At 51.0% G+C, this 12,474-nt stretch carries 11 protein-coding genes; 10 read left to right on the plus strand and 1 reads right to left on the minus strand.

Annotation, left to right across the window (positions count from 1 at the left end):
• Window positions 1-50: 50 nt before the first annotated feature.
• Window positions 51-434, minus strand: a complete 384-nt coding sequence (locus tag HQ41_RS01440) for a DUF1573 domain-containing protein (RefSeq protein WP_044186910.1) — start codon at window positions 432-434, stop codon at window positions 51-53.
• A gap of 1,234 nt (window positions 435-1,668) precedes the next feature.
• On the opposite strand from HQ41_RS01440, the gene HQ41_RS01445 reads away from it, so the two are divergent.
• The 10 genes from HQ41_RS01445 to HQ41_RS01490 are packed head-to-tail and all read left to right on the plus strand — an operon-like array spanning window position 1,669 to window position 12,138.
• On the plus strand, window positions 1,669-3,096 hold the full coding sequence (locus HQ41_RS01445) for a LysM peptidoglycan-binding domain-containing protein (protein ID WP_044186913.1): 1,428 nt from the start codon (window positions 1,669-1,671) through the stop codon (window positions 3,094-3,096).
• Between the two features lie 39 nt (window positions 3,097-3,135).
• Complete coding sequence (locus tag HQ41_RS01450) at window positions 3,136-4,128, plus strand: MoxR family ATPase (RefSeq protein ID WP_044186915.1); 993 nt, start codon at window positions 3,136-3,138, stop codon at window positions 4,126-4,128.
• Window positions 4,129-4,147: 19 nt separating this feature from the next.
• Window positions 4,148-5,038 carry a DUF58 domain-containing protein gene (locus tag HQ41_RS01455; protein ID WP_044186918.1) on the plus strand — a complete coding sequence of 297 codons (891 nt, stop codon included), beginning with the start codon at window positions 4,148-4,150 and terminating at the stop codon, window positions 5,036-5,038.
• 22 nt (window positions 5,039-5,060) lie between these two features.
• A complete protein-coding gene (locus tag HQ41_RS01460) occupies window positions 5,061-6,065 on the plus strand; it encodes a hypothetical protein (RefSeq protein ID WP_044186921.1) in 1,005 nt (334 codons plus the stop codon).
• Window positions 6,062-7,051: a VWA domain-containing protein gene (locus HQ41_RS01465; RefSeq protein ID WP_044186927.1), complete on the plus strand. Its 990-nt coding sequence runs from the start codon at window positions 6,062-6,064 to the stop codon at window positions 7,049-7,051. The genes HQ41_RS01460 and HQ41_RS01465 overlap by 4 nt, the downstream gene beginning before the upstream one ends.
• On the plus strand, window positions 7,051-8,082 hold the full coding sequence (locus HQ41_RS01470; protein WP_044186928.1) for a VWA domain-containing protein: 1,032 nt from the start codon (window positions 7,051-7,053) through the stop codon (window positions 8,080-8,082). The genes HQ41_RS01465 and HQ41_RS01470 overlap by 1 nt, the downstream gene beginning before the upstream one ends.
• Complete coding sequence (locus HQ41_RS01475) at window positions 8,075-8,857, plus strand: tetratricopeptide repeat protein (protein WP_044186930.1); 783 nt, start codon at window positions 8,075-8,077, stop codon at window positions 8,855-8,857. Before HQ41_RS01470 ends, HQ41_RS01475 begins: the two co-directional genes overlap by 8 nt.
• Window positions 8,851-10,623 (plus strand): BatD family protein, encoded by a 1,773-nt coding sequence (locus HQ41_RS01480; protein WP_044186932.1) that lies wholly within the window; start codon window positions 8,851-8,853, stop codon window positions 10,621-10,623. Before HQ41_RS01475 ends, HQ41_RS01480 begins: the two co-directional genes overlap by 7 nt.
• Before the next feature lie 31 nt (window positions 10,624-10,654).
• Window positions 10,655-11,425, plus strand: coding sequence for a tetratricopeptide repeat protein (locus tag HQ41_RS01485; protein ID WP_044186934.1), 771 nt, complete (start codon window positions 10,655-10,657; stop codon window positions 11,423-11,425).
• Window positions 11,422-12,138, plus strand: coding sequence for a phosphatase PAP2 family protein (locus HQ41_RS01490; protein WP_044186937.1), 717 nt, complete (start codon window positions 11,422-11,424; stop codon window positions 12,136-12,138). The genes HQ41_RS01485 and HQ41_RS01490 overlap by 4 nt, the downstream gene beginning before the upstream one ends.
• The last annotated feature ends 336 nt before the right edge of the window (window positions 12,139-12,474 follow it).

The following is a 12,474-nucleotide window of genomic DNA, read 5'->3' on the forward strand; positions in this document are numbered from 1 at the left end:
CTTTTGTTTGCGCAAATGTAAGGCTTTTTTGTCAATATGCAAGTTTATCCCTACTCGACCACTCCCTTGACGCGTAGCGTGAAGGAACCATCTCGACCATTGCTATAGACTGCAATAGTCTTAACGAACTGGCCGGGGCGACCTGCTGGGTTAAACGTTACGACTATTTTACCCTCCTTACCCGGAGCGATAGGCTCTGTATTGTACTCTGGAGTTGTACATCCGCAAGCTGCCACGACACGCGTCAAGACGAGCGGAGCCGTACCAGTATTCTTAATCACGAATGTATGAGATACCTTGCCATTGGCTTCTTTGATTACACCGAAGTCATAGTCAGTCTGCTCTGCCGAAATAACAGCCCCCTTAGGAGCTTGAGCTACAGCCACTCCAAGAAAAACAAGAAGGAAGCCGAATACATACAAGAGTTTCTTCATCTCGCTAATTCTGATTTTTGTGATGCCCTAGAGCAACACTTATTTAACAACTTTTCACGACAAAGATATAACAACAAAGGACACAATCCAAATACCACACCTCGATTGAGCCTATACCGAGATCTTACCAGAGATGCCAGCAAGGTCTTTTATATACTTAATACATAGCCATATCTATCAACACTCCGTTACATTACTTTGGATATATATACCTGCACTCTGAGATTATTCAATGCCCAAGCAATATCACATTAACAATTTAGAAAACAACAAGATAAACAACCTAAAACAAAAACTCTATCACACCTTAATCGCCACCATCAAAATTGTTAAAAACAATCAAAACACAATCTAGAATAAACACCTCTATATCCATCGCATAGACCTTTTTGCTTCAGACGGCAAAATTTATATTTTAGACCAGTTTCTAAGATATTACTGGGACAATTTCTGGTGTGAGGTCGCCATTAGGCAAGGCCCGTATTGCCCCCTAGCAGGCTCAGGATCGAGCTTAACCACGTTTTGGAGCTACATACCAGAGCACCTAAAACAGCAGTCTAAAAGGCACACATCACAACAAGTCCAAAATCAAGCAGATAAAACCACAAAATCAAGGCGAAGCACACATTTGCAGCACACTACTTGGACTTTCTTCCCATCAATCTATACAAATTGATGGATACATCTCGACAAATGAGCCCTACAATCCTCCGCAATCAGTCCTTCAATCTTCTTCGGAGTACTCCGCGATCCAAACCAACCGCCCCTCCTAGCCTCCTAGATTTACCCACAGAATATTCACACTTATTAACAAAATGCATCACTATCGCCCTCAAACATCAGCCCAATTCTACAGTAAAACATCACCCTAAGCGGCCTCTCGAAGCTATCCTTTGCGACACTTGCCCCCTCAATGTATGCAACTACCTAGCCCAAATCCAATAGGCTCCACTAGGGACGATAAGGAGTGAAGGCCACAAGGAGGCTATGCGACTAAAGAAATAGCCCCACACGGGTCTCATCAGTGCCTAAGGTGCACACCACAAACAGTCCTCTAGGTACAACCTTAACACCTCGAGATTAGCCAGTTATGTCAGTCCTAGAGGAGCCTGATAAGCGAAATACACCTACTACCGTACCATCAACTCTGTATCCCCGTTGTGCAATTATAAAGAAATGACGAACTTTGGGGTTAAATTCTTTTGATTTAACACCTGGACTGAAGAAACTCAAGATGCTACTAGACGAGTTGTGGATAGATCGATTGGCTAAGGACGCCGACATAGAGCCTGAGACAAGCGCTAGGCTCTGGCAGGCTTTTGGGTCCCAACTCGAGAGCCGTTTGGCTATGGGTATGGACATCTATATCCGAGAGGCGGGCTACTGGTCTACACACACAGATGGTGAATACTTAGCTATCCTGCCCAATCTAGAGCGCTACCTCATTCCCCCGATCATACGCCTTGCGATCTCCTACACCCCCGCCCCCAATAGAGCATACATGGAGCTAGGGGATTTATGCGAGGCCTTGGTACAGGCCACAGAGGTTCGCCCAGAGGCCGTAGCCAGATGGCTGGCCGCTATCGAGCCACGTTTGGCCAAGGGGTTATCTTCTGGGCGCCAAACAGCATGGGCAGGTCTAGGAGTGTTTACCCCGATCATAGAGGCCGAGAGCCTTAGGGGCTTCTCATTCGCCCCAGAGGTAACACTATCCGAGGTGCTCAATAGGCCTTTTGGCATGTTTAGCCCAGTGGCGGTCGTTGCTCCTGAGGCGGCCGAGGGGCTAGAGGAGCGGGAGGTCGAGAGCCTAGAGCAGTGCCTTGCCACTGCAGCCATTGAGGTGCTCAAACCTCTCTGCGACGAAGACCTACAACCAGAGGCAGCACTAAGGGCAGAGCCTGAGGTCTGTGTGGTAGAGCCTCTACCTATAGCCCACACCCCAAACGAACCAGTAGAGTCCGATCAAGCAAACGAAGCTCCTCAGATTGAGCCAGCAGACTCGCAGATAGACTTATTAGCCCAGGAGGAGGTAAACCCACAGCATCAAGCAACCCCTCCCGAGAGACCGCAAGCTAAGAGCTCACCTGTTGCATCTACGCAAAGAGGCCAGAGAGGGCGGTGGGTCGGGCTACTGATACTGCTACTTATCCTCCTTGTCGGTATTTGGGCTCTGTGGCAGTACCTAGAGCGCAGACCTATGACCACGGTACAGCCCCAGCACAGACCTCCTGTGCACTCCGAGCGTGTCGCCCCCACTCCTGCCCCAGCAGACACTGCTACCACTGGTACAGACAGTGCGCATATCGCCTCCCCTATGAGAGCAGAAGAGACCACACAGCCCCGCCCTTTAGCCGCCCCCAAACCAGCGATTGCACCCGCAGCCTCCGATGCCCCCAATAGAGGAATAGAGGCAGAGGAAATCGTCATCAAGCCGGGAGATAGCCTTGTGCAAATCTCCCTGCGCAAGTATGGGCACAAAGCCTTCTGGGTGTACATATACGAGGAGAATCGAGATCGGATCAAAAATCCCGACAATATCCCTCTAGGCACACGACTTAACCTGCCAGCTGCCCGCAAGTATGGCATCGACTCGTCCAATACTAATTCGGTAGATCGTGCGTTAAGTCTACAACGGGCTTTACTTAGGAATAGAAAAAAATAAACGAAATAGTCATCACAATATAAATGCTCAAAAGACAGCATGGAATCAATAGATATTAGAAGCCTCACTGAGCTGATAGAGAAAAAAAGCTACGTTGTCGATCAGCTACGTAGAGGTATGCAAGAAGCAATCGTCGGTCAGACACATCTGATCGACTCCCTGCTCATCGGGCTACTCGCAGACGGACATATTCTGCTCGAGGGCTTGCCCGGTCTAGCCAAAACCCTCGCGATCAAGACACTGGCACAGCTAGTACACGCAGACTACAAGCGTATCCAGTTTACCCCAGATCTACTGCCTGCCGACGTGATCGGTACGCTGATGTACTCGCAGAAGCACGAAGAGTTTCAGGTCAAGCAGGGACCCATCTTCTCCAACTTCATCTTAGCGGACGAAATCAACCGAGCCCCAGCCAAGGTACAAAGTGCCCTCTTGGAAGCGATGCAGGAGCGACAGGTAACCATCGGTGAGAAAACCTTCAAGCTCCCTAACCCATTCCTCGTAATGGCCACGCAGAACCCAATCGAGCAGGAAGGGACGTATCCCCTACCCGAGGCTCAAGTAGACCGCTTCATGCTCAAGGTCAAGATCGACTACCCCAAGCGAGAGGAAGAGGCTCAGATTATCCGAGATCATATCCGCACAGCGAGCTATACCGCCAAGCCTATCCTACAGATCGAGGATCTGCTTGAGGCACGAGAGACCGTGCGCCAAGTGTATCTAGACGAGAAGATCGAGCGCTACATCGTAGACATCGTCTTCGCCACACGAGATCCAGAGGCTGCCGGCCTTGGCGAATACAAAAACTTCATTAGCTTCGGCGCTTCGCCCCGTGCCTCTATCGCACTGGCGGTAGCAGCACGAGCACACGCCTTCATCAAGCGCAGAGGCTATGTAATCCCCGAGGATATACGTGCTGTTTGCTATGATGTGCTGCGCCACCGCATTGGGCTAAGCTATGAGGCCGAAGCCAACGACATCGTAGCCGATGATGTGATCAAGGAGATCCTCAACAAGGTAGAGGTGCCATAGAGCGAGGGCGACAGAACCGATGAAAAAGGATAGAACGGCACAGAGTACAGACCTGCTCGGCAGGGTACGGCGCATCGAGATCAAGGCCAAGGGCCTATCGGAGCAAGTTTTTGCGGGGCAATACCACTCGGCTTTTAGGGGTCGGGGTATGGCCTTCAGCGAGGTGCGTGGCTACCAAGTCGGAGATGATGTACGAGATATCGACTGGAACGTAACGGCTCGCTACGCCAACCCCTACGTCAAAGTATTTGAGGAGGAGCGCGAGCTAACGGTTATGTTGCTCATTGATCTAACGGGCAGTAGCCTCTTTGGGGCTAAAGCCGAGAGCAAGCGTGAGCTGATGACTGAGGTTGCAGCGACATTGGCTTTCTCAGCGATGCAAAACAATGACAAGATCGGGGCTATCTTTTTCACAGATCAGATTGAGTTATTTATCCCTCCTCGCTCGGGTCGCAAACATATCCTATACATCATTCGAGAGCTACTTGGCTTCCAGCCGCAGAGCAGAGGGACAGACCTCAATGTACCACTGGGCTACCTGATGCGTACAATCAAGAAACGCTGTACGGCCTTCTTGATCTCAGACTTCATACAGACGGGTGAGAGCTACCAAACTTCTCTCAGTCTAGCTAGCCGCAAGCACGACCTCGTAGCTCTACGTGCCTTCGACCCCACAGCTGCTACCCTGCCCGATCTAGGACTGGTCTACCTCATAGATGCCGAGAGTGGGCAGAAGCGCTGGGTGGACACCTCGTCTAAGAAACTAGCCAGAGGCTATGCCGAGAGCTATCTCAGGCATGAGCAGACCTGCCGAGAGCTATGCCTACGCTCTGGTGTAGACCTCGTGCATCTATCCACGGGAGAGGACTTCACTCCTGAACTAATCAAATTATTTAGACGTAGGTCTTGAGGCCTACGACTTAATCATTCCGATGAGGACGTACCTACAGTTAATCATACTTACGCTAGGGACACTTCTGAGCTGGCCAGCCCAAGCTCAGAATGTTTCTATCCAAGCCCAGCTAGATAGAGCCGAGATAAAAACGGGCGAACAAGCTATCATCGATGTGGTGATCCGCACCGACGACTTGGCACGCACTCACTTTTTCGTGGCAGAGAACGACCAAGAGCCATCTCGCTTTAGGATTCTTGAGTTCGGCGCTGTCGATACAGTACAGATAGACGATAAGCTACGAGAGATACAAGCCAAGATGCTCATCACCTCTTTCGACTCAACGCTCATCGTCATACCGCCTATTGTCGTCGAGACACCCAGCGGTCGTGCCCAGACAGAGCCACTAGCCCTCAATGTCATTCAGCCCGAGGTAGACCTAGATCACCCTGAGCAGTTTGAAGACATCAAGGCTCCTTGGGGAGTATCTTGGGGGTTAGCTGATATCTTGGAGCTCATACTCAGGCACCCTGCTTTCTGGATTATACTCCTGCTAGCTATCACTGCCTATAGCATCTATCGATACAGACAGCTACCCAAGGACGTCAAACTACCAGTTGCCTCCACCCCTACCCGCGAGATAACAGAGAAGCCACTGGAGCGCATCGAGCGAGAGTTAAGAGAAATCGAGGCACGTGCCTACTGGCGATCGGGAGCGTACAAACAATTCTATAGCGAGGTCATCGAGAGCCTCAAGCACTATATCTATGCTGTCAAAGGCTGGCATGTACTGGAGATGACCACGAGCGAGCTCAACGACTACCTCTACCGCAGGGGCGAAGACCGAGAGCTGCGTACCTTACTTGAGGGACTACAGCGTGAGGCCGACTTATCGAAGTTTGCCAAAAGCACCCCCACCGAGGGCGATGCTCGCAACTCACTAGCCGATGCACGTAGCTTCGTGCTGCGCACGCAGTCCTTATGGCTTGCCGCACAAGAGGAGGCAGACAATAGCGATATAGCAGAAGGGAGGGCTGAAGTATGACATTCCTACACCCACACTTGCTGTACCTGCTACTAGCTATACCAGCGCTTGTGCTATGGTACATCTTACATAGACGGCATGCTCAGGCAGCACTTCTGACACCTTCCCTTAGCTTCATCAAGGGATTACCCTCTGGCTGGCGAGTACGCCTAAGACATTTGCCTTTTGCCTTGCGCATGCTTGCTCTAGCTATGCTCATCATCGCCCTAGCTCGCCCCCAGTCGTCAAGGAGCTGGAGCGAAAACGATGTGGAGGGGATAGACGTCATGCTGACGATGGATATCTCCACCAGTATGCTAGCGATGGACTTCGAGCCCAACCGCATCGAGGCTGCTAAACAAGTGGCTGCAGATTTCGTCGCCAATCGCCCCAATGACAACATCGGTCTAGTGGCATTCGCTGGCGAGAGCTTCACTGTCTGTCCTCTGACTACCGACCACGGCGCCCTAGTCAATCGACTGGTGCAGATTACACCCGGTATGATTGAGGATCAGACTGCCATCGGGCTAGGTCTTGTCACTGCGGTCAATCGCCTACGAGATAGCCAAGCCGAGAGCAAGGTCATCATTCTGCTGACCGATGGGGTAAACAACGCTGGTGATATCTCCCCTCAACTGGCGACAGAACTCGCCGCAAGCCTAGGCATCACAGTACACGCTATCGGTATGGGGACGGATCAAGGACAGGCCCCGTATCCCATTTCCTCTGCTTTTGGAGGAACGGTCGTGCGCCCCATGCCTGTGGATCTAGACGAGGTAGTGCTACGACAGATCGCCGAGAGTACAGGCGGCACGTACTTCCGTGCTACGGACATGAGCAGTCTGGAGAAAATATACAATCAGATCGATCAAATGGAGAAAACCAAGCTGCGCACACGCAACTATCAAATGGTGGGTGAGGAATACCTTATCTTTGCTATCATTGCATTGCTGGCCCTAGCTTTGGATTTCATCTTGCGCAATACTTACCTCAGAACGAACCCGTAATGAAGTTTATATTTCATTCTCCCCAATATCTCTACCTGCTACTCTTGCTCGCCCCTATGGTCGGGCTGAGCATCTACAGCTTCTACATCAGGCGGCGGAAGCTACATCGCTATGCAAGCAATCCCGAGATGCGCACCACTCTGATGCCTGAGCGTGTAGGACGCAAACGACTCATGAGAGATTTGATGCTCATCTTATCCTTCGCCGCCCTAGTCATCGTCCTCGCTCGCCCTCAGATGCCGGGCAATAAACAGGAGGGCGAGGACAGACGAGGCATAGAAGCTATGATATGTATAGACGTTTCCAACTCGATGCTTTGCCCAGATTTGGCGCCTTCACGCCTAAACTTCGCCAAGCGTTCGGTACAGCGTCTGCTCGAGCGTATGCAAAGTGACAAGGTGGGGCTCATTGTCTTCGCTGGCAAGGCCTACATACAGCTCCCCATCACCACTGACCTGAAAACAGCGCAGGAGTTTTTGGCCAACATTAGCCCCTCTATGCTATCAGCTCAGGGCACAGCAATCGGCGAGGCAATCTCTCTGGGCATACAGTCCTTCTCCTCTCGTGAAGACATCGGCAAGACTATTATCGTCATGACAGATGGAGAAGACCACGAGGGGGACGCCATCGAAAGCGCAACGGCAGCCGCTAAGCAAGGCATCAGAGTACAAGTAGTAGGGATAGGGACTGCCGAGGGCGGACCTATACCAGTGGCAGACGGTCAGTATCTCAAAGACGAAGATGGACAGGTCGTTACGACACACTTCAACTCCGATATGTGCCGCTCTATCGCCGAAGCAGGTCAAGGCTCTTTCGTCACCTCGACCAATCAGAGCGATTTGGTCGAGGCTCTGTATCAGGAGCTAGACAAACTCCCCAAGGCCAATACAGGACGCCTCGATCACTCGGGCTATCTAGAGCTCTTCGAGGTATGGGCTTGGCTAGCACTAGTGCTCCTCGTGGCCGAGTGCTTTATCGCCGAGAGAAGAAATAGAATCCTAATGAAATACAACCTTTTCTCCCATGAGTAGCAAACAGATTCTATTATTAGCGCTCATGCTTATGGGCATGGGGTCCGTAGAGGCTCAAGTACGACAGAGGCAACTACTACGCAAAGGGAATAAGGACTACGAGAAGTCAGATTTCGTAGCAGCCGAAACTAGCTACCGAAGGCTTCTCCAGCAAGATAGCCTCTCGATATACGCCAACTTCGCCATGGGCAATACGCTCTACAAACAAGGCAAAGGACAAGAGGCACGTAGCTACTACGAGCAGGCCGCCAAGAAAACGGATCTGCCCAAAGACAAGCAAGCGGAGATATGGCACAACCTAGGCAACATCTCGATGCAAGAGAAGCAGTATGCCAAGGCTATCGAAGCCTACGAGCAATCACTCATTCTCAACCCGAGCGATGATGCTACACGCTACAACCTCGTCCTAGCCCAGAAGCTCCTGCAGAAGGAACAACAGCAGAAGCCAGAGCAACAGCAGAACCCAAACGATCAGCAACAGAAGCAAGATCAAGACAAGGATCAGAAGCAAAATCAGGATCAGAACAAGGATAAGCAACAGCAGGACAAACAAAAGAACCAGCAGAAGGAACAGGACCAACAGCAAAAGAAAGAAAACCCTGAGGCCAAGAACCCTGCCAATCCCCAAGAGGGCGAAGGTAAAATGAGTAGACAGCAAGCCGAGCAGATCCTAGATGCCTACAAACAGAATGACGACAAGACTCGCCAACGTGTAGAACAGATGCAGCGTGAGGTGGAGCAGAAAAGAAACAATAAGGTAAAACGAAAATGGTAACATCGATAAGTAGATCGATTTATATCCTCATCTGTGCTCTAGCCTTCGTCGGCACAACGCTCCGAGCACAAACTATCCAAGTCGAGGCTCCGCAAGAGGTCGAGCAGGGGCGCCCTTTCTCCGTCACCTACGCTATCAGAGACCTTAAGGAAGATGTATCACCTATTCCACCAAAGTACGAGGGGCTAGAGCTACTCTATGGCCCGACACGCAACGAGAGCTCCAATGTATCTATTACCAACGGGCGTGTCGTATCCTCTAGTTATGTAGCCTTTACCTATACATTCCTAGCGACAAATCGAGGTTCGTTCACAATCTCTGGTTTCAAGCTAGCTCGCCCGTCTGGAGAGCCTATCTCAGCACCTGCACACAAACTGACGGTACTAGCCAGCACCTCGGGGGCAAAGAATATGAGTCGTATGTCTAGAGGATACCTCTACCGCACGGTCGTGCCACGAACCTCGGTCTATGTGCAGGAGGCTCTACCTGTGAGTTACAAGATTTACTCCTCTACGTCCTTCGGTGTTTTGGACGCCAAAGCTCCCACCTACGACGGCTTTATTAGCCAGAAAGTGGAGGATACGGGGCGCACACCCATTCTACGAGAGGACTATCAAGGTACTAGCTACCAAACGGCCGAGATTATACGTGAAGTACTCTTCCCGCAAAGAGCAGGTTCGCTGACACTTCCCTCCAGTGAGATCACTATTCAGATACCCATGGAGCTAGAAGGCGATCCATTCCTTGGATCAATGATAGAGCGCAAGCTCGTCACCTCACCAGTGGCTATTAACGTAAAACCTCTCCCCGAAGCAGGTAAGCCCGACGACTTCTCGGGTGCTGTAGGTAAGTTCATCGTCAATGCCGAGCTCTCGAGTCAGAGCGCTCGCACCAACGAAGCCCTTACACTACGATATCGCATACAAGGAGTTGGCAACCTTAAGATAGCCAAGCTACCCAATCTAGAGTTCGCTCGTGAGCTAGAGGTCTACGACCCAAGCGACGAAACCGAGCAGACAAGCGACGGCACAACGGTGCGAGCTACTCGCATCATCGAGTACAGCATCATACCCAGACACACGGGTCGCTACACACTCCCCAAGCTGACCTTCTCGTACTTCGATCCTACGAGCAAGAGCTACAAGCGTGTAGCAACCGAAGAGATGAGCATTCGAGTGGCTCAAGGTAAACACATTGAGTCGAATACCCCTGTGGTACGAAGCTCCACAATAGAGGACGACACCACACCATATGGTCTGACAAACAAGACAGGAGCCTCGGAAATCAAAGGGCTGTCGTTTGTATCTAGCTGGCAATACCCAGCCAGCTATATCGGGCTAATGGTACTTTTCGTAGCTATACTCATGCTGATCCGCAAGAGGATTGCACTACGTGCCGATGTCCTAGGCTATAGTGCTTCGAGAGCCAATGCCGTGGCCAACAAGCGCCTGCGTCTTGCCAAGCAATACCTAGATAAGAACCAAAACAGCCAATTCTACGAAGAGCTGCTACGTGCTCTGTGGGGTTATATGGGCGATAAACTACGCCTACCAACCTCCGAGCTAAGTCGCAGCAACGTTCGTGAACATCTAGAGCACCACAGCGTAGAGCCTGAGCTAATAGATGCTTGGTGTGCTACCCTAGACGAGGCCGAGTTTGCTCGCTTTGCGCCAAATGCCTCTAGCGATGCCCCCAAACAGCTCTACCAAAGGGCTGTCGAGGCCATTACCAAAGTGGAAACCTCGAAGAAACTAACGGGTAAATAGTGCCATAGACAGCAAATAAATCCTATCGAAGATGACGAATCGTTTCATATATCTCTGCCTAGCCCTATTGGCTATGCTCAAGACCACGACCTACGCTCAGCAAGCACTACCATCTGCTAGCGAGGCTTTCGCCCAAGGCGACTATGCCGAAGTTGCACGCTACTACCAAGGGCAAATAGCAGAAAGCAACACCCCAACCTCCGATATGCTCTACAATCTAGGCGTATGCTACACACAGATGGAGCATCTCCCCGAGGCTATCCTAGCCTACGAGCGAGCGCTCTATCTAGAGCCAACACATCAGCTGGCTAGACACAACCTCGGGCTACTATACAAGCAGATTAAAGGAGGTATGGGAGATGGTCGAGGGCTAATGACACGCTGGGCCGATCGCCTATGCTACCAGTTCACGATACAGACTTGGGCGACTATCGCCCTTGCGACCTTTGCCTTGATGCTTCTCGCTCTAGGCTCCTTCCTCATCTCTAGAGTGCTGACTCGCAAAAAAATCTTCTTCTACTCCTCTAGCCTACTTGGACTACTCTGCCTCGTGGCCAATGCCTGCATACTGCGCCAGTGGTACTACCACAAGATGAGCCAGTCACAAGCTATCGTACAGCAGGGACAGCAGCTGATGTCTACCCCCGAGGCGGAGGCTGTGGCAATAGCCGAGCTCCACGAGGGGACTCCAATCGGCATATTGACAACTAAAGAAACGGCTAGTGAAGTACGCCTGCCGGACGGGCGGATTGGTTGGATAGCAAATACAAGCTTTACACGAATCTTACCAATCAAACAATGATATTTCTCAATCTAACGCCTCCTCTTATACCGGGCGAAGTCGGTATTCTCAAAGCTATCAACGGCTGGCATAGCCCCATAGCCGATGCCTTTATGTACATGATATCCAATACTGGAGCTTGGATACCTGTAGTAGCCGTGCTGCTGTATTATCTTTTTTATCGCAAGCCATGGCAAGAAGCCGTGCTATTTATCCTCTGTGTAGGGCTATGCATCTTGATCTGCGACAGGCTAAGTGCGGGCTTCTCCAAACCATTCTTCGCAAGGCCACGCCCGACACATCTAGAGGGCTTGGGCGACTTGCTCCACATCGTATTCGGATACAAAGGGGCTGCCTATGGCTTTTTCTCTGGTCACGCCTCCAACTTCATCGCCGTAGCAATGCTGATGAGCCGAACGATACGAGATAGACTTACCTCATTCCTTATTTTCGGCGTGGTCTTTATCGTAGCTTATAGCCGTATGTATCTAGGTGTACATTTCCTCTCCGACATCTTGGTTGGCTTTGCCGTAGGGTTGAGTACTGGTTATCTAATCTCTCTGCTTCATCAATGGCTGCGCCAGCGCCTCTCGCCTCTAGGGCATCGCCCCTCACGTGAGGTATTCGCTCCAAGGCTTGCAGCTTGGCAGTTCACACTCGTCGTCTTCCTCCCCGTACTACTTGCCTACTCTTGGCAGGTAGCTCGTATCTTGAAGATGGTGGGCACCTACTAAGAGCTCTCTTGCTTTATAGACGAATGTGTATGTCGTATGAAGAGGGTGTGCCCATAGTATACAAACTGCTCAAGCTATTTGCGACATTTGTTCCGTACGGATTTCGTTGTCGGCTTTAGGCCACTTACTCTAGTATATCCCTCATCAGCTTCGACCTAAGCGCCCTCTAGCGCACGATACTTGGCCTTGGGGTAGCTGGAGTAAACGCCGCTCTGCCCTCGGCCCACACAATACCTGCATTTTGAGACTATTGCGCAATGAACCCCTTCGCTGCTTCAGTTCTCTAGAGTCATTTTTTGCTACTTGAGGCAGTGTTTTTCAACTTGGGTATCCTCC

This window comes from Porphyromonas sp. COT-290 OH860 (assembly GCF_000768935.1).
Taxonomy (GTDB): Bacteria; Bacteroidota; Bacteroidia; order Bacteroidales; family Porphyromonadaceae; genus Porphyromonas.